Source organism: Riemerella columbipharyngis (genome assembly GCF_900101995.1).
In the GTDB taxonomy this organism is placed as follows: Bacteria; Bacteroidota; Bacteroidia; order Flavobacteriales; family Weeksellaceae; genus Riemerella; species Riemerella columbipharyngis.
Genome location: NZ_FNAS01000005.1, coordinates 64867 through 85028 on the forward strand (window position 1 = coordinate 64867; position 20162 = coordinate 85028).

The 20162-nt window shown below is 35.8% G+C and carries 33 protein-coding genes; all 33 read right to left on the minus strand.

The features are described 5' to 3' along the window. Positions 1-51: 51 nt before the first annotated feature. A complete protein-coding gene (locus BLS89_RS10590) occupies positions 52-210 on the minus strand; it encodes a hypothetical protein (RefSeq protein ID WP_176763236.1) in 159 nt (52 codons plus the stop codon). A 1152-nt stretch (positions 211-1362) separates the two neighbouring features. Beyond that, on the minus strand, positions 1363-1854 hold the full coding sequence (gene rplQ / locus BLS89_RS04100; protein WP_092736233.1) for a 50S ribosomal protein L17: 492 nt from the start codon (positions 1852-1854) through the stop codon (positions 1363-1365). A gap of 8 nt (positions 1855-1862) precedes the next feature. After that, complete coding sequence (locus tag BLS89_RS04105) at positions 1863-2858, minus strand: DNA-directed RNA polymerase subunit alpha (RefSeq protein WP_092736234.1); 996 nt, start codon at positions 2856-2858, stop codon at positions 1863-1865. Between the two features lie 28 nt (positions 2859-2886). Next, the gene (gene rpsD / locus BLS89_RS04110) at positions 2887-3495 is read right to left on the minus strand and encodes a 30S ribosomal protein S4 (protein WP_092736235.1); all 609 of its coding nucleotides are present in this window, start codon (positions 3493-3495) and stop codon (positions 2887-2889) included. 43 nt (positions 3496-3538) lie between these two features. Further along, positions 3539-3928, minus strand: coding sequence for a 30S ribosomal protein S11 (rpsK, locus tag BLS89_RS04115; protein ID WP_092736236.1), 390 nt, complete (start codon positions 3926-3928; stop codon positions 3539-3541). A gap of 11 nt (positions 3929-3939) precedes the next feature. After that, positions 3940-4317: a 30S ribosomal protein S13 gene (rpsM, locus tag BLS89_RS04120; protein WP_092736237.1), complete on the minus strand. Its 378-nt coding sequence runs from the start codon at positions 4315-4317 to the stop codon at positions 3940-3942. Positions 4318-4334: 17 nt separating this feature from the next. Continuing rightward, positions 4335-4451, minus strand: coding sequence for a type B 50S ribosomal protein L36 (gene ykgO, locus BLS89_RS04125; RefSeq protein WP_004917354.1), 117 nt, complete (start codon positions 4449-4451; stop codon positions 4335-4337). Positions 4452-4521: 70 nt separating this feature from the next. After that, positions 4522-4737 carry a translation initiation factor IF-1 gene (infA, locus tag BLS89_RS04130; protein WP_002983257.1) on the minus strand — a complete coding sequence of 72 codons (216 nt, stop codon included), beginning with the start codon at positions 4735-4737 and terminating at the stop codon, positions 4522-4524. Positions 4738-4746: 9 nt separating this feature from the next. Next, positions 4747-6123, minus strand: coding sequence for a preprotein translocase subunit SecY (gene secY / locus BLS89_RS04135; RefSeq protein ID WP_092736238.1), 1377 nt, complete (start codon positions 6121-6123; stop codon positions 4747-4749). 8 nt (positions 6124-6131) lie between these two features. Further along, positions 6132-6581 carry a 50S ribosomal protein L15 gene (rplO, locus tag BLS89_RS04140; protein ID WP_092736239.1) on the minus strand — a complete coding sequence of 150 codons (450 nt, stop codon included), beginning with the start codon at positions 6579-6581 and terminating at the stop codon, positions 6132-6134. A gap of 98 nt (positions 6582-6679) precedes the next feature. Then, on the minus strand, positions 6680-6856 hold the full coding sequence (gene rpmD, locus BLS89_RS04145; RefSeq protein WP_092736240.1) for a 50S ribosomal protein L30: 177 nt from the start codon (positions 6854-6856) through the stop codon (positions 6680-6682). A gap of 10 nt (positions 6857-6866) precedes the next feature. Next, entirely contained in the window at positions 6867-7388 is a 522-nt protein-coding gene (rpsE, locus tag BLS89_RS04150; RefSeq protein ID WP_092736241.1) for a 30S ribosomal protein S5, read from the minus strand. Positions 7389-7401: 13 nt separating this feature from the next. Continuing rightward, a complete protein-coding gene (gene rplR, locus BLS89_RS04155) occupies positions 7402-7755 on the minus strand; it encodes a 50S ribosomal protein L18 (RefSeq protein WP_092736242.1) in 354 nt (117 codons plus the stop codon). Between the two features lie 18 nt (positions 7756-7773). Continuing rightward, complete coding sequence (rplF, locus tag BLS89_RS04160) at positions 7774-8319, minus strand: 50S ribosomal protein L6 (RefSeq protein ID WP_092736243.1); 546 nt, start codon at positions 8317-8319, stop codon at positions 7774-7776. A gap of 17 nt (positions 8320-8336) precedes the next feature. Continuing rightward, the gene (gene rpsH / locus BLS89_RS04165; protein ID WP_092736244.1) at positions 8337-8735 is read right to left on the minus strand and encodes a 30S ribosomal protein S8; all 399 of its coding nucleotides are present in this window, start codon (positions 8733-8735) and stop codon (positions 8337-8339) included. A 97-nt stretch (positions 8736-8832) separates the two neighbouring features. After that, positions 8833-9102, minus strand: a complete 270-nt coding sequence (gene rpsN, locus BLS89_RS04170; RefSeq protein ID WP_004917337.1) for a 30S ribosomal protein S14 — start codon at positions 9100-9102, stop codon at positions 8833-8835. A gap of 4 nt (positions 9103-9106) precedes the next feature. Next, positions 9107-9658, minus strand: coding sequence for a 50S ribosomal protein L5 (gene rplE, locus BLS89_RS04175; protein WP_092736286.1), 552 nt, complete (start codon positions 9656-9658; stop codon positions 9107-9109). A 10-nt stretch (positions 9659-9668) separates the two neighbouring features. After that, positions 9669-9989, minus strand: a complete 321-nt coding sequence (gene rplX, locus BLS89_RS04180; RefSeq protein ID WP_092736245.1) for a 50S ribosomal protein L24 — start codon at positions 9987-9989, stop codon at positions 9669-9671. 21 nt (positions 9990-10010) lie between these two features. Then, complete coding sequence (gene rplN / locus BLS89_RS04185; RefSeq protein WP_092736246.1) at positions 10011-10379, minus strand: 50S ribosomal protein L14; 369 nt, start codon at positions 10377-10379, stop codon at positions 10011-10013. Next, positions 10379-10636 (minus strand): 30S ribosomal protein S17, encoded by a 258-nt coding sequence (rpsQ, locus tag BLS89_RS04190; RefSeq protein ID WP_092736247.1) that lies wholly within the window; start codon positions 10634-10636, stop codon positions 10379-10381. Before rpsQ ends, rplN begins: the two co-directional genes overlap by 1 nt. A gap of 9 nt (positions 10637-10645) precedes the next feature. Then, positions 10646-10831, minus strand: a complete 186-nt coding sequence (rpmC, locus tag BLS89_RS04195) for a 50S ribosomal protein L29 (protein ID WP_092736248.1) — start codon at positions 10829-10831, stop codon at positions 10646-10648. A 10-nt stretch (positions 10832-10841) separates the two neighbouring features. Continuing rightward, entirely contained in the window at positions 10842-11267 is a 426-nt protein-coding gene (rplP, locus tag BLS89_RS04200; RefSeq protein ID WP_092736249.1) for a 50S ribosomal protein L16, read from the minus strand. 111 nt (positions 11268-11378) lie between these two features. Continuing rightward, complete coding sequence (rpsC, locus tag BLS89_RS04205) at positions 11379-12071, minus strand: 30S ribosomal protein S3 (RefSeq protein ID WP_092736250.1); 693 nt, start codon at positions 12069-12071, stop codon at positions 11379-11381. A 7-nt stretch (positions 12072-12078) separates the two neighbouring features. Next, complete coding sequence (rplV, locus tag BLS89_RS04210; RefSeq protein ID WP_092736251.1) at positions 12079-12483, minus strand: 50S ribosomal protein L22; 405 nt, start codon at positions 12481-12483, stop codon at positions 12079-12081. Between the two features lie 2 nt (positions 12484-12485). Beyond that, on the minus strand, positions 12486-12764 hold the full coding sequence (gene rpsS / locus BLS89_RS04215) for a 30S ribosomal protein S19 (RefSeq protein WP_018675408.1): 279 nt from the start codon (positions 12762-12764) through the stop codon (positions 12486-12488). Positions 12765-12766: 2 nt separating this feature from the next. Next, positions 12767-13588, minus strand: a complete 822-nt coding sequence (gene rplB / locus BLS89_RS04220) for a 50S ribosomal protein L2 (RefSeq protein WP_092736252.1) — start codon at positions 13586-13588, stop codon at positions 12767-12769. 20 nt (positions 13589-13608) lie between these two features. Continuing rightward, on the minus strand, positions 13609-13899 hold the full coding sequence (gene rplW, locus BLS89_RS04225; RefSeq protein WP_092736253.1) for a 50S ribosomal protein L23: 291 nt from the start codon (positions 13897-13899) through the stop codon (positions 13609-13611). A gap of 3 nt (positions 13900-13902) precedes the next feature. Continuing rightward, on the minus strand, positions 13903-14532 hold the full coding sequence (rplD, locus tag BLS89_RS04230; RefSeq protein WP_092736254.1) for a 50S ribosomal protein L4: 630 nt from the start codon (positions 14530-14532) through the stop codon (positions 13903-13905). Continuing rightward, positions 14523-15149, minus strand: coding sequence for a 50S ribosomal protein L3 (gene rplC, locus BLS89_RS04235; RefSeq protein ID WP_092736255.1), 627 nt, complete (start codon positions 15147-15149; stop codon positions 14523-14525). The genes rplD and rplC overlap by 10 nt, the downstream gene beginning before the upstream one ends. Before the next feature lie 212 nt (positions 15150-15361). Further along, positions 15362-16135, minus strand: a complete 774-nt coding sequence (locus BLS89_RS04240; protein WP_092736256.1) for an enoyl-CoA hydratase/isomerase family protein — start codon at positions 16133-16135, stop codon at positions 15362-15364. Positions 16136-16309: 174 nt separating this feature from the next. Then, entirely contained in the window at positions 16310-16909 is a 600-nt protein-coding gene (locus BLS89_RS04245; protein ID WP_092736257.1) for a 50S ribosomal protein L25/general stress protein Ctc, read from the minus strand. A 47-nt stretch (positions 16910-16956) separates the two neighbouring features. Continuing rightward, on the minus strand, positions 16957-17895 hold the full coding sequence (locus BLS89_RS04250; protein ID WP_092736258.1) for a ribose-phosphate pyrophosphokinase: 939 nt from the start codon (positions 17893-17895) through the stop codon (positions 16957-16959). Positions 17896-17997: 102 nt separating this feature from the next. Beyond that, positions 17998-20145 carry a glycoside hydrolase family 97 protein gene (locus BLS89_RS04255; RefSeq protein WP_092736259.1) on the minus strand — a complete coding sequence of 716 codons (2148 nt, stop codon included), beginning with the start codon at positions 20143-20145 and terminating at the stop codon, positions 17998-18000. Positions 20146-20162: the final 17 nt, after the last annotated feature.

A 20162-nucleotide genomic window follows, 5' to 3' on the forward strand; every position in this document is an offset into this window, starting at 1 on the left:
TCTGTTGATAACAACAAGATATTATATTGATGGTAGATACTTGAATTATAATTAAATAGCATTATCAGTGTTTTTTAGCAAAAAAGAATAGTCTCTATAAAGTCCGAAATACCCGTCATTAGTATCAACAGAAAATTTTAGCTCTAAACTTACGAGTTTTCTATCCTTGCCTAAGCTTATAACAATATAAATGTAATAATACTTTTTCATTTTTAGCCATACTTAAAAGATAGACTGTCTGTGGTTTGGAAACAATCATACGAACTAATTATTGTATATGCTCTTTTAAAAATACGCAGAAGGAGATGAAACAAAATTCTAAAAACACTAATCTATCAACTATCTTATCCATATGTCATCTTTTTCTATGGGGTTATTATGTGTTTTCATAAACTTCCAAACAAACTCATTGAATAGTTTATATTTTTCGGTATCACTTACTTCCTTACCATTAACAAATGTTTTGTACTCAAAATCACCATTTAATAGGTCTGCTTGTTGATATTTATAGCTTGGATTTTCGGTAAACTTTTTTACTTCTTCCAGATAGATACCTTGCTTCTATTTTTCAGCAATAAACTTAACCGAAGACCAAGGAAAAAACTTAAATTTTAGAACTCCGAAAGACCTTTTTTATCAATGTGTTACATTGGTTGGTCGGATGTATCTATTTAAATAAGCAGAATAGCAGTGTAATATTTAGATAAACAAATATTACTCTAGAGTATTAAAATAATGAAAAATAGACTTTGATGGGACTTTTTATAACAATATCACAATAAAAACTATAAATCAATTATATAAATACATTTTCTTTATAAAAAGAAGTAAATCAGTATATCATTAACCATAATTTTATAGTTTTTTAGTATTGGTTTTGATTTATTCTGTACATTTATCATTCTATATTTTTAAGATAAAAAAGCACACCCACTAAAAAAACATCGCTCTTTTTTAAGTTTTTTATGGGATAAAATTTTTATTCTTCTATATAGAACACTTTCACTGTGGGTATTAAGGAGGCTTTATCAGTATTTAGCTATTTCAATGCATAATATTTATAGTGTGTTTTTCTATGTTTTTAATGGTAGTCCATTAGTAATAAATGGTAATTTTTGCACACTTGATATTTACCCACCTTTTTTATCCTTTTAGATTTCCAATCCTTTTATCAATATTTTATCAGCCTTTTTTATTTTGTCTTTTTTGTTAAAATAAATATTTCTTTTTCAGGAAATTCTTGAAGATTTGCGTTATGCAAATTATGATAGATATATTTAATTTCTATTATTAGACAATATATGTTCAAAAAAAATACCACTCCTTTGTTAAAAAGTGGCATTTCTTCCTTTTAAGAGAAATTTATTCTTCTGTTGTTTCTTCTTTTTTTACTTCCTCAACAGTAGCTGTAGGCTCTGCTTTCTTAGTAGTAGAGGATTTAATACGGCGGCTTCTTCTTGTAGATTTTTTCTCTACTTCGTTAGGGTTGTAGAGTTCATTGAAATCCACCAGCTCTATCATAGCCATATCGGCAGCATCTCCTAATCTAAATCCTGTTTTAATAATTCTACAATATCCTCCATTTCTCTCAGCTATTTTAGGAGCAACCGTTCTAAATAGCTCACTTACAGCATATTTATTTTGAAGATATGAGAATACTGTTCTCCTGTTATGTGTAGTATCTTCTTTTGATTTTGTAAGAAGAGGTTCTACATAGACTCTCAGTGCCTTAGCTTTGGCTACCGTAGTCATAATTCTTTTATGCTCAATTAGCGAACATGCCATATTAGAAAGCATAGCCCTCCTATGTGATGCCGTTCTGCCTAAATGATTTATTTTTTTTCCGTGTCTCATTTTAACGATTATTTATCAGAGTCTAATTTATATTTTGTTACATCAAAACCGAAGTTCAATCCTTTAGAATGAACCAGTTCTTCTAGTTCTGTCAAAGATTTTTTACCGAAATTTCTAAATTTCATCAAATCTGATTTACTATAAGCAACCAATTCGCCTAAAGTTTCTACTTCCGCAGCTTTCAAGCAATTCAAAGCTCTTACGGAAAGATCCATATCCGCTAATTTTGCTTTAAGAAGCTGTCTTATGTGAAGCGTTTCTTCGTCATACTGAATAGAAGCCTTTACTGCCTCAGTTTCTAAGGTGATTCTTTCATCTGAAAATAACATAAAATGATAAATCAAAATCTTAGAAGCCTCTGTAAGAGCATTCTGAGGAGATATAGAGCCGTCTGTTTCAATATCTAATACCAACTTCTCGTAATCTGTCTTCTGCTCTACACGGTAGTTTTCTATACTATATTTTACTTTTTTTATAGGCGTATAAATAGAATCTATAGCAATAGTCCCTAATGGAGCATTATTCAGTTTATTTTGGTCAGAAGGCACATAACCTCTCCCTTTATTGATATTAAACGAAATTTCAAAACTCACATTTTTAGATAGATTACAGATAACCAAATCCGGATTTAAAACCTCAAATTCTGTAATAAACTTTCCTAAATCTCCCGCAGTTATTTGAGTTTGTTTAGAAATTTTAGCAGAAACATTTTCCCCTTTTGCATTTTCTGAATTTGCCTTTAGACGAAGTTGTTTCAAATTAAGTATAATTTCGGTAACATCCTCAATAACACCCGGTATAGTAGAAAATTCGTGCTCTACGCCTTCTATTTTGATAGATGTAATAGCATAACCTTCGAGAGAAGAGAGAAGTACTCTTCTCAAAGCATTACCGATAGTTAATCCAAAACCTGGCTCTAATGGTCTGAATTCAAACTGACCGCTGAATTCCGTAGAATTAAGTAAGATTACTTTATCGGGTTTAATAAAATTTAAAATTGCCATAATATTGGGTTGAGCAAAAATTTAAGGGTTATTTAGAGTAAAGTTCGACAATTAACTGTTCCTTGATGTCTTCAGGAATTTGTATTCTTTCAGGTGCATTAACGAAAGTACCCTCCTTAGTTTCATCATTGAACTGAAGCCACTCATAATCAGATCTACTTGAAAGTGCATCTTCAATTACAGAAAGTGACTTAGATTTAGCTCTCACTCCCACTTTATCCCCAGGCTTTAGGTTATAAGATGGTATATTTACAATCTCACCGTTTACAGAGATATGTCTATGAGATACTAATTGTCTCGCTGCAGCTCTAGTTTTAGCAAAGCCTAATCTATACACTACATTGTCCAATCTTGATTCACAAAGTTGTAAAAGAACCTCACCTGTAACACCTAAGCTACTGTGTGCCCTCTTAAACATATTGGAGAACTGTCTTTCCAAGATGCCGTAAGTATATTTTGCTTTTTGTTTTTCTGCAAGCTGAGTCGCATATTCAGATCTTTTTGCACCTCTTCTCTTATTTGGTCCATGCTGTCCTGGTGGTTGATTTTTTCTTCTCTCGAAGTTTTTATCATCTCCATAAATTGCAGCACCAAATTTTCTTGCAATTTTAGTTTTTGGTCCTATATATCTTGCCATTATTTTTGATTTTAGATGATTTTAGATTTTAATAAAATCTCAATTAAACTCTTCTTCTTTTAGGTGGTCTACATCCGTTGTGCGGCATAGGTGTTACATCTACGATTTCACTTACCTCAATACCAGAATTATGTATAGATCTTATAGCTGATTCTCTACCCGCACCTGGCCCTTTCACGAATACCTTCACTCTCCTCAAACCAGCTTCGTAAGCCACTTGAGCACAGTTTTCAGCTGCCATCTGAGCAGCAAAAGGAGTATTCTTTTTAGACCCTCTAAAACCCATCTTTCCGGCAGAAGACCAAGAGATAACTTCTCCGTTTTTATTCGTTAAAGAAATAATAATATTATTAAAAGTCGCTTGGATGTGTGCTTCTCCAATAGATTCAACTTTTACTTTTCTTTTTTTGGTAACTTTTGTTTGTTTTGCCATAATTCTAACGATTATTTACTTGCCTTCTTCTTGTTAGCAACAGTTTTTCTTTTTCCTTTACGGGTTCTAGAATTGTTTTTCGTTCTTTGGCCTCTTAAAGGTAATCCCAGTCTGTGACGTATTCCTCGTTGGCAGCCTATGTCCATCAATCTTTTGATGTTCAATTGTACTTCAGATCTAAGCTCACCTTCTACTTTGATGTTTTCAGTGATGTAATTTCTGATAGCAGCCAATTCATCGTCATTCCATTCGCTGACTTTCTTGTCTTCGCTGATTCCAGCACTCTTCAAAATTTCCGACGCAGTACTTTTTCCTATTCCATAAATGTAGGTAAGTCCTATTACGCCTCTTTTGTTTTTTGGTAAATCAATACCTGCAATTCTCGCCATAATTTAATTTTGCAAAATTAGCCTTGTCTTTGTTTAAATTTAGGGTTCTTTTTGTTAATAATATACAATCTGCCTTTTCTTCTTACGATTTTGCAGTCTGCACTTCTTTTTTTAATTGATGCTCTTACTTTCATCTGATTTCTCTATTTAATTTGTTCTTTTTCAGACAAAATCTCTGATTTCATCTTATATTTTTTTTTCAGATTAGTATCTGAATGTAATCCTACCTTTTGTCAAGTCATAAGGCGACATCTCCAGCTTTACTTTATCTCCAGGTAATAATTTGATATAATGCATCCTCATCTTACCAGAAATATGAGCGATTAGAATATGTCCATTCTCAAGCTCAACGCGAAACATGGCATTTGATAATGCTTCCACTATCACGCCATCTTGTTCAATATGTTTTTGTTTAGCCATTGTCCTAACTTATTTATTTGGTGTTCTAGACAATTTAGACTGCATCAAACCATCATAATGATGATTCAACAAATAAGTATTGATTTGCTGAACGGTATCCAAAACTACCCCAACCATAATCAACAGAGATGTACCTCCGAAGAATAGTGCAAATCCGTCTGTCTGAACAATGCTTCCACGCACCAAAGCCGGAAGAATTGCAAAGATAGATAAAAATATTGCTCCAGGCAAAGTAATTTTTGATAAAATATCATCTAAATAGTCTGAAGTCTCTTTTCCAGGTCTCACTTTAGGAATCAATCCACCGTTCCTTTTCAAATCATCAGCTATCTGATTTACAGGAATAGTAATTGCCGTATAAAAGAATGAGAAAATCACAATCAGGATAGCAAACAACATATTATACTGCCAGCTGAAAACATTTTTGAATCCGGCAAGGAAAGTATTCGTCTCGTCAAGTTTTGTAAGCAGCCCTGGCACAAACATAAGAGCTTGAGCAAAGATAATAGGCATCACACCTGCAGCATTTACCTTAAGAGGTATCCACTGCCTTGCTCCTTGGCTCATTCTATTACCGCCTCCTCGTGCGTGTGCTCTACTTACATACTGGATAGGAATTTTTCTAACAGCCACAGATAACACAACAGCCAGTAAAATAACCAATATCCAAAGTAAAACTTCTATCAATATCATAATAGCTCCTGCACCACCTTTCCCTGTTTGAGTAGAAACTTCTTGTATAAAAGCTCCTGGAAAGCCGGCTAAGATTCCAACCATAATCAATATTGAAATCCCATTGCCTATTCCTTTATCGGTTATCTTTTCTCCCAGCCACATTGCAAAAAGAGAGCCTGCTACCAATATCACAACACTAGGGAACCAAAACATAAAAGATGTAGGCTCCACATAGTATGCCGACTGAAACTGAGCATAAGGAATAAACACGCTTGTAATAGTTCCTAAATAAAAAGGAGCCTGAACCAGACATACCGCTATTGTCAGCCAACGGGTAATTTGATTAAGCGTATTCCTACCACTCTCCCCATCTTTCTGCAACTTCTGGAGGTATGGTACTGCCATTCCCATAAGCTGAACAATAATGGAAGCCGAAATATAAGGCATAATTCCCAATGCCATAATAGAAGCACGGCTAAATGCACCACCCGTAAAAGAAGACAGCAAACCTAAGAGACCTGCGCCCTGTTTACTACCTCCATTATGCTGATATTGTTCTAAAAGACTACCTACTTGTGCCATATTGATAGCCGGTAGAGAGATATAAGATGCGAATCTATACACCAATATCATCCCCAAAGTGTAAAGAATTTTTTCCCTTAACTCTTTAAGGTTCCATATATTTTTAAGTGTTTGTATAAATTCTTTCATGGTAATAATTATAGAGTAACTGCTTTCCCCCCAGCTTTGTTGATTAATTCTTCAGCGGACTTTGTAAATTTGTTTGCAGAAATAGCAACTCCGGATTTCAATTCTCCCCTTCCCATGATTTTGATTAAATCATTTTTAGAAACTAATCCATTTTCTACTAAAACCTCTTTAGTGATATCACCTTTAATACCTTTAGTATCGATAAGATTTTGAATAGTATCCAAATTGATGCTTCTGTATTCTTTTCTGTTGATATTATTGAAACCAAACTTAGGAAGTCTTCTTTGTAAAGGCATTTGTCCTCCTTCAAAACCTATTTTGATAGAGTATCCAGATCTAGATTTTTGCCCTTTATGTCCTTTTGTGGAAGTCCCACCTTTTCCACTGCCTTGCCCTCTACCTATTCTCTTAGAATTATGTGTAGAGCCTGCTGCAGGTTTTATACTATTTAATTTCATTTTGTCTTATTTATTAATTATAAATCAAAAATATTTTCAAGAACAGAGACTAAAGATAAAAAACAATTCTGTCCAAAGTCTCTATTCTATGAGTATTTTTATTTTTGCACTTCTACTAAATGCTTTACTGTAGCCACCATACCTAATATTGCCGGTGTAGCTTCGTGCTCTACTACTTGGTGTAATTTTTTGAATCCTAAAGCTTCAAGGGTTCTTTTTTGGGTTTTGGTTCTACCAATAGCACTTCTTACTTGTTTTATTTTTATTGTTGCCATTTATTCAAAATTAACCGTTAAAAACTTTATCTAATGTTACACCTCTCATCCTAGCGATTTCTTCTGGTCTTCTGAGATCTAATAACGCCTTGAAAGTAGCTTTCACCACATTGTGAGGGTTAGAAGAACCTTTAGACTTTGAAAGGATATCATGTACCCCTGCTGATTCCAATACAGCTCTCACCGCACCACCAGCGATAAGCCCTGTACCATGGGAGGCAGGTCTTAGGAATATATTAGCTCCACCATATCTTGCACTTGTTTCATGAGGAATGGTATGATTGATTACCGGTACTCTTACAAGGTTTTTCTTAGCATCTTCTACCGCTTTAGCTATAGCAGAAGCAACCTCTTTTGATTTACCAAGTCCAAATCCTATAACACCGTCTTCGTTCCCTACTACTACGATAGCAGAAAACCCAAACGCTCTACCTCCTTTGGTTACCTTAGTTACTCTATTTACGGCAACCAAACGATCTACTAATTCTAAACCACCAGGTTTTACTCTTTCAATATTATTTAATCCTAACATAATTTCTTAATTTTTAAAATTTCAAACCTGCTTCTCTAGCACCGTCAGCAAGAGCTTTTACTCTTCCGTGATACACGAAACCATTTCTATCAAATACTACTTTCTCGTATCCCGCAGCAATTGCTTTCTCTGCAATAGCTTTTCCTACTGCTGCAGAAACCTCTGTTTTAGTTCCTTTTACATTCACGCCTTTTTCTCTGGAAGACGCTTGAACTAAAGTTTTACCTTCTTTATCGTCGATTAACTGAGCATAGATTTCCTTGTTACTTTTGAAAACAGATAATCTTGGTGCTGCTTGAGTTCCGGAAATTTTTCCTCTAACTCTTCTCTTTATTCTTAATCTTTTTTCTTCTTTACTTAATGCCATTATTCTTAAATTTTAATTTTAAGCTGATTTACCGGCTTTTCTTCTAATTTGTTCTCCTACAAATCTCACACCTTTCCCCTTGTATGGTTCAGGTTTTCTAAAAGATCTGATTTTTGCAGCCACCATACCCAAAAGCTGTTTATCGTAAGATGACAGCGTGATGATTGGGTTTTTACCTTTTTCAGTCACAGTATCTACTTGGATTTCCTTAGGAAGTTCCATTACGATACCGTGTGAAAAACCAAGTGCTAATTCTAATTTTTGCCCTTGGTGAGATGCTCTATAACCTACACCCACAAGCTCTAATTTTTTAGTGAATCCTTCAGAAGTACCGATCACCATATTATTGATCAATGCTCTGTAAAGACCGTGAAGAGCTTTGTGTTGTTTAGAGTCAGACGGTCTGTTCACAGTCAGTTCTCCGTCTTTTTGTTCCACAGTAATCCCTCCCGTAAGCTCCTGAGAGAGTTCTCCCTTAGCTCCTTTTACCGTTACTACACCATCCTTTTCGGATACGGTAACGCCGGCAGGAATATTTATAATTGCTTTACCAATTCTTGACATTTTCCTTGAATTAAAAATTAATAAACATAGCAGATTACTTCGCCACCCACTTTTTCTTCTCTTGCTTTTTTATCAGTCATCACACCTTTAGAAGTTGAGATGATAGCAATACCCAAACCATTAAGTACTCTCGGAAGCTCCGCAGAACCTCTATACTGTCTCAAACCTGGTCTTGATGCCCTTTGGATAGACTTAATTGCAGGTTTATTAGTTTTTTTGTCGTACTTCAAAGCGATTTTGATATTCTCTTGAACAGTGTTAGCCTCAAACTTATAGTTTAAGATATAACCTTGATCAAATAAGATTTTCGTAATCTCCTTTTTGATTTTTGATGCAGGAATTTCCACCACTTTGTGGCCTGCGCTTTGTGCGTTCCTTACTCTTGTTAGGAAATCTGAAATTGGATCTGTTACCATTTCTTTTTATTTAATTTATTGGTTAATGATAATCAGTTTTGATAAATCCTTTCTATTGGTTTTTTTCAACTTAATTATCTTGATTTATAAAAAATTGTTACCAACTAGCTTTTTTAACTCCAGGGATTAGTCCTTGGTTAGCCATTTCTCTAAAAGTAACCCTTGAAATTCCAAAAGTTCTCATATACCCTCTTGGTCTTCCTGTAAGTTTACAACGATTGTGCAATCTTACCGGCGAAGCGTTTTTAGGCAATTTTTGTAATGCCTCATAGTCTCCCGCCTCTTTTAGGGCTTTTCTTTTAGCAGCATATTTAGCAACTAATGCTTCTCTTTTACGCTCACGCGCTTTCATTGATTCTTTTGCCATTTTCTTAATTCTTTTTAAATGGTAAACCGAAGTGAGTTAATAGTGCTTTTGCTTCTTTATCAGTGTTAGCACTTGTTACGAAAGTGATGTCCATACCTTGTATTTTTTTCACTTTATCAATCACGATCTCCGGGAAGATAATTTGTTCGGTAATACCTAAATTGTAATTACCTCTCCCATCGAAACCATCAGCTTTAATACCGTTAAAATCTCTAATTCTCGGTAATGCAGAAGATGTAAGTCTATCTAAAAACTCATACATTTTATCTGCTCTAAGGGTTACCTTAGCACCGATAGGCATTCCTTTTCTCAATTTGAAAGAAGCCTCATCTTTTTTAGAAATAGTACCTACTGCTTTTTGTCCGGTAATTGCTGTCAATTCCTCCACTGCGTAATCTACGATTTTCTTATCGGCTGTAGCAGCACCCAATCCTTGGGAAACAACGATTTTCTCTAACTTAGGTACTTGCATAACAGATTTGTACCCAAACTCTTCCATCATTGCTGGAATAATTTTTTCTTTATATAATTTTTTTGGTCTTGCTATATATTCCATCATCTTTTAATTATAAAGTTTCACCGGATTTTTTTGCAAATCTTACTTTCTTACCATCTACCATTCTATAGCCCACTTTAGTAGCTTTTCCTGTTTTAGGATCTACTAATGCAAGATTAGAAATATGGATAGATGCTTCTTTTTCTACAATGCCGCCCTGAGGGTTTTGTGCAGAAGGTTTAGTATGTCTTTTAACAATATTAAGACCTGCTACGATGGCTCTATTCTTATCTTTGATCACTTCGATAACTTCACCGCTTCTACCTTTGATAGACTTATTTCCGGTAGTAACGATTACAGTGTCTCCTCTTTTGATTTTTAACTTTATCATGTTCTTTAATAAATTATACTATTATAAAACCTCTGGAGCTAATGAAATGATCTTCATATATTCCTTATCTCTCAATTCACGAGCAACCGGTCCAAAAACACGAGTTCCTCTCATCTCACCTGCAGCATTTAACAGAACGCAAGCGTTATCATCGAAACTGATGTATGAACCATCTTTTCTTCTAACTGCTTTTTTTGTTCTTACCACCACTGCTTTAGAGACTTGCCCTTTCTTAGCATTTCCTGTAGGAGTAGAATCTTTTACTGTAACTACAATCTTATCACCCACAGATGCGTATCTTCTTTTGGTTCCTCCCAAAACTCTGATAACCAACACTTCTTTAGCGCCGGTATTATCAGCTACTTTTAATCTTGATTCTGTTTGTAACATTACTTAGCTCTTTCTATGATTCTTACTAATCTCCATCTTTTATTTTTGCTCAAAGGTCTTGTTTCTTGAATAAGAACAGTATCACCTTCGTTACACTCATTATTTTCATCGTGTGCGGTATATTTCTTAGTCTTCAAAACGAACTTACCGTACATGGGATGTTTCATTCTCATAGTTTCACTAACAACAATGGTTTTTTCCATTTTATTGCTCGAAACTATTCCGATTCTTTCTTTTCTTAAATTTCTTTCCATAATAAAATGAAATTATTGTTTGTTAGTTAGTTCCGTTTCAAGTCTTGCAATCGTTCTTCTCAAATCTCTGATTTGAATAGGGTTTTCTATCGGACTAATTCTATGAGCCAGCTTCATCTTAGTGTAAGTTGCTTTAGCATCAGCAAGTTGGTTTTGAAGATCCCCTACGCTTAAATTTTTAATATCAGCTTTTTTCATTTCTAAAGATTTATTGAGGTTTAACAAAATCGTTTGCTACGACAAACTTAGTAACAACAGGAAGTTTCTGAGCTGCAAGTCTTAATGCTTCTTTAGCTACTTCGTAAGGAACGCCTCCTACTTCAAACATTATTTTACCCGGTTTCACTACTGCTACCCAATATTCTACAGCACCTTTACCTTTACCCATCCTTACTTCAGCTGGTTTTTTAGTTACCGGTTTGTCCGGGAAAATTTTAATCCAAAGCTGTCCTTCTCTCTTCATATATCTGGTCGCCGCAATACGAGCTGCCTCTATCTGTCTTGCAGTAATCCAAGCACCTTCTGTTGCTTTTATACCGAATGTTCCGTAGGCGAGTCTATGCCCTCTATTGGCATTACCCTTCATTTTCATTTTCTGAACCTTACGAAACTTTGTTCTTTTTGGTTGTAACATAATTTTCTACTATTAGATGTTAGATTTTAGATGTTAGACGGAAAAAAATTAAATTCAGTTCTTGTAACGGAAGATCTCATTTCTAATTTCTATCTTCTAACTCTAATCAAATTATTTTCTTTCTCTTTTTCTTCCAGAAGATTTTTTCTGTGTGCCTACCAAAGGAGACAATTCTCTTTTTCCGTAAACTTCTCCTTTCATAATCCAAACTTTAACACCCAATCTACCATAGGTAGTGTGTGCCTCTGCGATATGATAATCGATATCTGCTCTGAATGTAGACAATGGTATCCTTCCTTCTTTGAAAGATTCGCTTCTTGCCATCTCAGCACCGTTCAGTCTACCTGAGATTTGAACTTTGATACCCTCAGCTCCCATTCTCATAGTACTTGCGATTGCCATTTTCACAGCTCTTCTGTAAGAAATTCTATTCTCTATTTGCTTAGCGATGCTATCTGCTACTAATACAGCGTCTAATTCTGGTCTTTTAATTTCAAAAATATTAATTTGAATATCTTTACCAGTAAGCTTTTTCAACTCTTCTTTAAGTTTATCTACTTCTTGACCGCCTTTACCGATGATAAGTCCCGGTCTTGCTGTTGTAATAGTAACTGTAACGAGTTTCAGAGTTCTTTCTATATAGATTCTGGATACTCCTCCTTTAGACAATCTCGCCTCAAGATATCTTCTGATTTTATAGTCTTCCGCGATTCTGTCTCCATAATCGTTTCCTCCGAACCAGTTAGAATCCCATCCTCTGATGATACCTAATCTATTACCAATTGGATTTGTTTTCTGTCCCATATCTTGATTATTGATTATCTGATTTTATTCCTAATACTAATGTTACATGATTAGATCTTTTTCTAATTCTGTAACCTCTACCTTGTGGTGCAGGACGAAGTCTTTTCAATTGTCTTGCACTATCCACATATATTTCCTTTACAATAAGGTTTGCTTCTTCTATATCAGCACCTTCATTTTTATTCTGCCAGTTTGCCATAGCAGAAAGAAGAAGTTTTTCTAATTTATTAGAAGCATCTTTCTTAGAATATTTAAGGATATATAGAGCTTTCTCTACTTTTTCTCCTCTAATGATATCGGCAACGAGTCTCATTTTTCTTGGAGAAGAAGGGCAATCATTAAGACGCGCTTTTACCACATCTTGATTTGCAACTTTGCGTGCGATGGCACTATCTTGTTTTCTTTTTCCCATGATTATCTGCTACCTTTATTTTTGTTACCACTATGTCCTCTGAAGGATCTCGTAGGAGAAAATTCGCCTAACTTGTGTCCTACCATATTTTCAGTCACATAAACTGGAATAAAAGACTTCCCGTTGTGTACTGCAATAGTCTGACCCACCATGTCCGGAGAAATCATTGATGCTCTGGACCATGTTTTAATTACTGTCTTCTTTCCAGACTCTATATTTGCCTGAACCTTTTTCTCTAAAGAATAGTGAATATAAGGTCCTTTTTTAAGTGATCTTGCCATAATTATTTTCTTTTGGATACGATGTAACGGTTAGACACTTTATTTTTCTTTCTTGTCTTGTAACCTTTAGCCGGCTTACCGTTTCTTGATCTTGGGTGACCTCCTGAAGATCTACCCTCACCACCACCCATTGGGTGATCTACCGGGTTCATTGCTACTGGTCTCGTTCTTGGTCTTCTGCCAAGCCATCTACTTCTACCCGCTTTACCGGATACTGTAAGCTGGTGATCTGAGTTAGACACAGAGCCAATCATAGCCATACACTCTACAAGAACCATTCTTGTTTCTCCTGAAGGCAATTTAACAATTGCATACTTACCATCTCTGGAAGTAAGCTGTGCAGAAGAACCTGCACTTCTTGCTAATATAGCACCTTGACCAGGCTTCAATTCAATACAAGAAATAACAGTACCCAAAGGTATGTTTTTCAATTTCATAGCGTTCCCCAAATCCGGAGTCGCGCTATCCCCTGAAACTACAGTTTGTCCAACTTTTATCCCATTTGGAGCGATCATATATCTTTTCTCTCCGTCTGCATATTCGAGAAGAGCGATAAATGCCGTTCTATTTGGATCGTATTCCACAGTTTTTACAGTTGCATTAACATCAAATTTATTTCTTTTGAAGTCAATGATTCTGTACTTTCTCTTGTGTCCACCTCCGGTGTAACGCATGGTCATCTTACCAGTGTTGTTACGACCGCCCTTCTTCGAAAGACCTACAGTAAGGCTCTTCTCTGGTTTGTTGGTAGTAATCTCTTCAAAATTGTTTACAATTCTGAATCTCTGTCCCGGGGTGATAGGTTTTAATTTTCTAACAGACATTACTATTATTTATAATTTAATTAATTCGTTGCAAAAATATCAATGACTTCACCTTCTACAAGCTGAACCATTGCCTTTTTCAGTTTATTGGTTTTACCAACCTGAAGTCCTTTCTTGGTATATTTAGCAGAAACTTTAGGAGCATAAATCATCGTTTTCACTCCGGCTACTTTCACACCATACGCTTCTTCTACCGCTTGCTTGATTTGGATTTTATTAGCCTTAGTATCTACCAAGAAACTATAAACACCTCTCAAATCAGACAGATTAGAAGCTTTTTCTGAAATAATTGGTTTTATGATTACTGACATGATTTATTTTCTTAAATTTTCTTGAAACTTCTCTACCGCATCTTCCAAAAATACCACTTCACCAGCATTTATTAAATCATAAGAAGAAATTTCATTATAATTTTTCACACTTGCTTTTGGTAAATTTCTAGAAGACAAGTAAACATTTTTATTAACTTCACCAAGGATAAATAAAGACTTTTTACTTTCAAGCCCTAATGCATTTAAAACATTGATAAACTCTTTAGTTTTAGGCGCTTCAAAAGAAAGATTTTCCAAAACTTTAATGCTGTTATCTTTCATTTTTTGAGAAAGAACAGATTTTTTAGCCAATCTTTTAAGCGCTTTATTTAATTTAAATCTATAATCTCTTGGTTTAGGGCCAAATACTCTACCCCCTCCTTTGAATACAGGAGATTTGATATCCCCGTACCTCGCAGAACCAGAGCCTTTTTGCTTTTTGAGCTTTTTAGTAGAGGCTGTGATTTCGCTTCTTTCTTTAGATTTATGCGTTCCTTGACGCTGAGCAGCAAGGTATTGCTTCACTTCTAAGTAAACCGCGTGCTGATTTGGTTCAATGCCAAAAATCGCATCGTCCAAATTTACCTTTCTTCCGGTTTCTTTTCCTGATGTATTTAATACTACTAATTCCATTTTCTAACAATTACATAAGAATTTTTAGCTCCCGGAACAGCACCTTTTACTACTAAAAGATTTTGTTCTTCATCTACTTTTAACACCTGAAGGTTTTGCACTGTAACCTGCTTACCTCCCATTCTTCCAGCCATTCTAAGACCTTTGAATACTCTCGAAGGGTCAGATCCCGCACCGATAGAACCCGGCGCCCTCAAACGATTGTGCTGCCCATGTGTTGCCTGCATCACACCACCGAAGCCATGTCTTCTTACAACACCTTGGAAACCTTTACCTTTTGATGTCCCTGTAACATCTACAAATTCCCCTTCCTTGAATAAGTCTACTTTCACTTCATCTCCTACTTGCAAATCATTCACAAATGCGTGGTAGAACTCTACCAACTTTGCTTTAGGAGCAGAACCAGCCTTTTTAAAATGACCAGCTAACGCTTTTCCAACGTTCTTTTCACTCTTGTCATCGAAACCTAACTGAGCAGACTTGTAACCGTCTTTCTCTAAGGTTCTGACCTGCAAAACCGTACACGGCCCCGCCTGAATAACAGTACAAGGAATGTTTTTCCCTGACTCGTCAAACAAAGAGGTCATACCGATTTTCTTTCCAATAATACCTGACATTATCTAATTAATATAGTTATTAAATTACTTTTCAATACTTTAAGAGCCATGTTTTATCACAAAATATAGACACAATACTCCTATAAATTGAGTGTGCAAATATAAGAACTTTTTTTTAACTGACAAACAATTAGTTAAATTTATCTACAAAATCAGTTTATACTATAAAATAGTATATCTCAAATATTATTCTTCAAAAAAAAAATTTACAATCAATCTTTTCTCTTACTTCCAAGTTTAATCTTGACGGCTTCGATACTTTTCTTCGCAGACTCCTCCAGCACAAGAGAGGCACTCATATAGATACGCTCAGGCATCAATTCCTCAAAATGGACAGTCCCCTCCCAGCTTACTTTTTTTATTAAAGCCAATGCCTCATCACTCCGAGAAGAAAGCCGCTCCATAAAATCAGAAATACAAATATCCATCTCTTCAATATTTTTAGATACAGAATGATAAATATTATTCCTATAGGCCCATTCCGCACTTCTAAACTCTGCATCTATCGCCATAGCGGCAAACTGAGATTTCCCAACCTTACGCTCTACATAAGGGCCAATCACAAACGGACCTATCCCCAAATTAATCTCTGTAAGAGCCAACCCCGCATCTTCCGTAGCAAAACAATAGTCTGCCCCACAAGCAATACCTACTCCTCCCCCTGTAATTTTCCCCTGAACTCTTGCCACTACTATTTTTCCACATTTACGCATAGCATCAAGCACTTTGGCAAATCCTCCGAAAAATCTTTTAGAAGCTTCCAAATCTTCAATAGCCAATAGCTCGTCAAAACTCGCCCCTGCACAAAAAGCCCTCTCCCCTGCTGATTTCAAAAGAATGGCTTTCACCTCCTTCTTTTCAGCCTCAACTAAAATAGTCTTTGCCAATTTTTCTAATATCACGCCCGGCAGAGCATTACTTTTAGGCGTGCCAAAAGTGATTTCTGCAATATTCTTTTTCACTTCCGAAGTTACAAATGCTTCCATTTTATTATTACAATCTTTTTCAATAACTAAATTTTATCTCAAATTCACACATCGTGCTAAGATAAGAATTTCCAAGCAATTTTACACATTATACCAAATATTGAAAATTTTCATCAAAAAAAATCCCACCGAAAATATTATTCGGTGGGATTTTTTAGTTTCTGCTTTTATATTTTATTCTGCAGATTCTTCTTCCTCGTCATCGTCATCTGCAACACCTCCTTTCATTGCTGTCCTTGACATCTTAACTGCCACTACCACAGCATTGTCCGGATGCATAAAAGTATAATCATTAGATTTGATATCCCCAACATAAGTTTTGTTTCCAATTCTTAGTTTTGTTACATCAATTACGATTTCATCCGGTAAGTTAGCCGGCAATGCTTTCACTTTTAATTTTCTGAAAGATTGTCTAAGAGCACCCCCTGCGACTACACCTCTTGCTCTACCTGTAAGCCTAACTGGCACTTCCATGATAACAGGCTTGTCCGCACTAAGCTGATAAAAATCTGCATGCAAAATCCTATCGGTGATTGGGTCAAACTGAATGTCTTGCAATACTGCAGAGATAGTTTGCCCATCTACCTCTAAAGATACCGTGTGTGCGTCTGGAGTATAAACCAAATTTTTGAATGATTTTTCTTCAGTAGAAAAATGCAATGGTTCACTTCCTCCATAAACAACACAAGGAACTAATTCAGCATCGCGTAAAGCTTTTGTAGACTTTTTGCCCACGCTTTCTCTTTTCTTTCCTTGAATTGTAATAGATTTCATTTATAAAGATTTTTAAAATATATTTTAATTAAAATTCTAATTTACATTTAGATAATAAACTTCTCACGAATAGACTTATGCTCGTGCACCAGTTTCATTACCTCTGCAAATAATGGGGCGCAAGTTAGCACTTTTATTTTAGATGACAAATTATTTTTAATCGGAATTGTATCCGTTACGATGACTTCTGTAATTTTTGAGTTTTCTATATTCTCATACGCATTACCCGAAAGCACCGCGTGAGTAGCCATTGCTCTTACCGACTTCGCTCCTTTATCTATTAAAATATTGGCGGCTTTGCATAGTGTACCGGCGGTATCTATCATATCATCTATTAGGATAACATTCCTATCTTCTACATTTCCTATCAAAAACATTTCCTCTACCACATTCGCCTTTTTCCTTTCTTTATAAGCAATCACCACTTCTGCCTCCAAATGGCTGGCATAGTTTTTCGCCCTTTTCGCTCCTCCCATATCCGGTGAGGCTATGGTAAGATTCTCTAATGCCAATGACTTGATATAATCCACAAAAATAGTAGATGCATAAAGGTGATCTACCGGAATTTCAAAGAAACCCTGAATTTGGTCTGCGTGAAGATCCATCGTCATAATGCGGGTAGCTCCTGCTGCTGTAAGTAGGTTTGCTACCAGCTTCGCTCCGATAGGGGCCCTTGGCTTGTCTTTACGATCTTGCCTTGCCAATCCATAGTACGGTAATACTACGGTAATACTTTTGGCAGAGGCTCTTTTTGCCGCATCTATCATAAGCAACAGCTCCAAAAGGTTGTCTGCCGGAGGAAATGTAGAACCAATTAAGAACACTCTCCCTCCTCTTACGGATTGATTAAGTACCGGCTCGAACTCGCCGTCACTGAATTGTTGAAAATTGATTTCGCCTAAATTCTGTCCATAATGTTGGGCTATCTTTTGGGCTAATCCACTACTCGTTCTTGTAGAAAATAGATAACTTGCTTGTCCTGACATTTTTACTTTTTTTTTTAGTTCTGCAAATTTAATAAATAAATTATAATGATATTCTTATTTTTATCAAGATCCCGTTTAATTTCTACACAAGCTCTTAATCTTTTACTTCTTAGGCACTACAGATATAGCATAGCCACCGCTTCTTGCTAATCTTTTTTTGATTTTACTATGGCTATCCACTTCTTTTTTATAAATATGATAAGACTGAGGATTATTGATATAATCGGCATCTTTACTATCTTCATAAATTGTTGCAATATATTTTTTGCCTTTATCTAAAAATGAAAAATCTACGATATAAGTTCTTGCATTCTCGTCTGTAATTCCTCCCACAAACCAGTTATCCGTTCCTTTTGCTTTTCGGGCAATATGAATGTAATCTCCTGGTTCTGCAGCTAATATTTTGGTATCGTCCCAATCCAATGCCACATCTTTGATGAACTGAAATGCGTCCATATGTCTGGCATAATTTTCAGGAAGGTCTGCCGCCATCTGAAGCGGGGAATACATCACGACATAGAGCGCTAACTGCTTAGCCAAAGTAGTTTTCACAAAGCGTTTGTCCCCTTTGAAATAATAATCTAACTTCGTCTGAAAAATACCCGGCGTATAATCCATAGCTCCCCCCATAAATCTTGTGAAAGGCAGTATTGTCTGATGGTCCGGATTATTACCTCCGAATGCCTCATACTCTGTACCTCTCGCCGCCTCTGAAGCTATCCAATTGGGGTAAGTCCGGCTAAGTCCCGTTGGTCTAACCGATTCGTGAGAATTAACCATAACCTTATACTCGGCTGCTTTTTCTGCAATTCTATTATAATGATTGATCATCCATTGGCTATAATGGTGTTCTCCTCTCGGAATAATGTTTCCCACATAGCCTGTTTTTACGGCATCATAACCGTATTTATTCATCAATCCGAAAGCCCTGTCTGCCCAGCGTTCATAGTTGGCAGCAGAACCAGAAGTCTCGTGATGCATTATCAGTTTAATACCTTTTTTGTGAGCATAATCATTCAGCATCTTAATATCAAAATCCGGATACGGCGTAAGAAAATCAAACACAAATTCTTTGGATTTTCCAAACCAATCCTCCCAACCGATATCCCAGCCTTCCACAAGTAGAGCGTCAAAACCGTTTGCCGAAGCAAAATCAATATATTGTTTAACCCTTTCGTTATTAGCAGCATGTTTACCATTAGGGGTAAGTTTAGTAAAATCCGTCTCTCCTATTTTCACATTATCGGCTGTGGAATATGCCCATTGGGATTTACCAATAATCATTTCCCACCATACGCCCATATATTTGGTTGGTTTAATCCAAGAAGTATCTTGATATTTCGTAGGTTCATTAAGGTTAAATATCATTTTGGAAGCCAATACCTCCTCTGCTCTTGGTGCTGCAATAATGGTACGCCAAGGGGTGACGGCAGAAGTCTGTATGTAGCCTTTGGCACCTTGAGCATCTGGTGTTAAATCAATGGTAAATTTGTAATTCTTGGCATCTACAATCAGATTAGAAGCCGGATAGTTTATTACCGCAGCCTCCGCCAGATTGAAATAAAGCGGTGCTTTTCCTTCTCTTTTAAGCATCAATGGTGTTTGAACGCCATTTTTAATAGGTGTTTGCGAGGCGTTTTGTTCTACAGCAGAAGCCCATTTAGACGGAATTTCAGAGACTTTGGTGGTCTGAGGAACATATTCCTCTGTATCGTAATCTCCGGCAATCCACCACGCTTTCATATCCGTAGGGAACTTAAATTCTGTAAGCTCATCTTTGATGATAAAATAGTTTAGTTTTTTTTGTTGAGGGAACTCATATCTGAAACCCAACCCGTCATTAAATAACCTAAATCTCACTATGATATTTCTATCTTGTGCTTTATTATGAAGCGTAATCACCAATTCGTTATAATGGTTTTTATAAAATTTCTTTTCGCCCAATACCGGTTTCCAATTCTCGTTTTTGGTACTACGCTGTTCATCTACTTTCTCAAAATCAGAGGCTAAATCCAAACTTTCTTGATTGGTAATATCCTTGAAATTATAAGTTGTTTCCTTGTAAATTTTGAAGCCTAATTTTGAATTTTCCAATATGGTCTCACCTTTGTAAGATAAGTTGTAATAAGGAATTCCATCTCTAAGGACAAAATTCATTTGAAAATTTCCATCCGGCGATTTAAGACTTTGAGCCGAAACAATCTCCATAAAAAGGATTAGTAGAGCTGTAATCGTTTTCTTTGATATCATAAAATTTTATTTTTAGA

Bases quoted from the DNA above. Each gene is read 5' to 3' on its own strand.
- rpsH (WP_092736244.1), bottom strand. From the start codon at position 8,735: ATGGTAACAGATCCAATTTCAGATTTCCTAACAAGAGTAAGGAACGCA.
- rpsK (WP_092736236.1), bottom strand. From the start codon at position 3,928: ATGGCAAAACAAACAAAAGTTACCAAAAAAAGAAAAGTAAAAGTTGAA.
- rplE (WP_092736286.1), bottom strand. From the start codon at position 9,658: ATGGAATATATAGCAAGACCAAAAAAATTATATAAAGAAAAAATTATT.
- rplV (WP_092736251.1), bottom strand. From the start codon at position 12,483: ATGGGAAAAAGAAAACAAGATAGTGCCATCGCACGCAAAGTTGCAAAT.
- rpsM (WP_092736237.1), bottom strand. From the start codon at position 4,317: ATGGCGAGAATTGCAGGTATTGATTTACCAAAAAACAAAAGAGGCGTA.
- rpsE (WP_092736241.1), bottom strand. From the start codon at position 7,388: ATGTTAGGATTAAATAATATTGAAAGAGTAAAACCTGGTGGTTTAGAA.
- BLS89_RS04255 (WP_092736259.1), bottom strand. From the start codon at position 20,145: ATGATATCAAAGAAAACGATTACAGCTCTACTAATCCTTTTTATGGAG.
- rplX (WP_092736245.1), bottom strand. From the start codon at position 9,989: ATGATAAAGTTAAAAATCAAAAGAGGAGACACTGTAATCGTTACTACC.
- BLS89_RS04250 (WP_092736258.1), bottom strand. From the start codon at position 17,895: ATGTCAGGACAAGCAAGTTATCTATTTTCTACAAGAACGAGTAGTGGA.
- BLS89_RS04240 (WP_092736256.1), bottom strand. From the start codon at position 16,135: ATGGAAGCATTTGTAACTTCGGAAGTGAAAAAGAATATTGCAGAAATC.
- rpsD (WP_092736235.1), bottom strand. From the start codon at position 3,495: ATGGCAAGATATATAGGACCAAAAACTAAAATTGCAAGAAAATTTGGT.
- infA (WP_002983257.1), bottom strand. From the start codon at position 4,737: ATGGCTAAACAAAAACATATTGAACAAGATGGCGTGATAGTGGAAGCA.
- rplN (WP_092736246.1), bottom strand. From the start codon at position 10,379: ATGTTACAAACAGAATCAAGATTAAAAGTAGCTGATAATACCGGCGCT.
- rplD (WP_092736254.1), bottom strand. From the start codon at position 14,532: ATGGAATTAGTAGTATTAAATACATCAGGAAAAGAAACCGGAAGAAAG.
- rpsS (WP_018675408.1), bottom strand. From the start codon at position 12,764: ATGGCAAGATCACTTAAAAAAGGACCTTATATTCACTATTCTTTAGAG.
- rpmD (WP_092736240.1), bottom strand. From the start codon at position 6,856: ATGGCAACAATAAAAATAAAACAAGTAAGAAGTGCTATTGGTAGAACC.
- rplC (WP_092736255.1), bottom strand. From the start codon at position 15,149: ATGTCAGGTATTATTGGAAAGAAAATCGGTATGACCTCTTTGTTTGAC.
- BLS89_RS04105 (WP_092736234.1), bottom strand. From the start codon at position 2,858: ATGGCAATTTTAAATTTTATTAAACCCGATAAAGTAATCTTACTTAAT.
- BLS89_RS10590 (WP_176763236.1), bottom strand. From the start codon at position 210: ATGAAAAAGTATTATTACATTTATATTGTTATAAGCTTAGGCAAGGAT.
- rplQ (WP_092736233.1), bottom strand. From the start codon at position 1,854: ATGAGACACGGAAAAAAAATAAATCATTTAGGCAGAACGGCATCACAT.
- rplB (WP_092736252.1), bottom strand. From the start codon at position 13,588: ATGTCTGTTAGAAAATTAAAACCTATCACCCCGGGACAGAGATTCAGA.
- rpsC (WP_092736250.1), bottom strand. From the start codon at position 12,071: ATGGGACAGAAAACAAATCCAATTGGTAATAGATTAGGTATCATCAGA.
- rplW (WP_092736253.1), bottom strand. From the start codon at position 13,899: ATGTCAGTAATCATAAAACCAATTATTTCAGAAAAAGCTTCTAATCTG.
- ykgO (WP_004917354.1), bottom strand. From the start codon at position 4,451: ATGAAAGTAAGAGCATCAATTAAAAAAAGAAGTGCAGACTGCAAAATC.
- rplP (WP_092736249.1), bottom strand. From the start codon at position 11,267: ATGTTACAACCAAAAAGAACAAAGTTTCGTAAGGTTCAGAAAATGAAA.
- rpsN (WP_004917337.1), bottom strand. From the start codon at position 9,102: ATGGCAAAAGAATCAATGAAAGCGCGTGAGCGTAAAAGAGAAGCATTA.
- rplO (WP_092736239.1), bottom strand. From the start codon at position 6,581: ATGAAATTAAATAGTATAAAACCTGCAGCAGGCTCTACACATAATTCT.
- rplF (WP_092736243.1), bottom strand. From the start codon at position 8,319: ATGTCAAGAATTGGTAAAGCAATTATAAATATTCCTGCCGGCGTTACC.
- rplR (WP_092736242.1), bottom strand. From the start codon at position 7,755: ATGGCATTAAGTAAAGAAGAAAAAAGATTAAGAATAAAGAGAAGAGTT.
- secY (WP_092736238.1), bottom strand. From the start codon at position 6,123: ATGAAAGAATTTATACAAACACTTAAAAATATATGGAACCTTAAAGAG.
- BLS89_RS04245 (WP_092736257.1), bottom strand. From the start codon at position 16,909: ATGAAATCTATTACAATTCAAGGAAAGAAAAGAGAAAGCGTGGGCAAA.
- rpmC (WP_092736248.1), bottom strand. From the start codon at position 10,831: ATGAAAAAAGCTGATATTAAAAATTTAAGCGTAGGGGATCTTCAAAAC.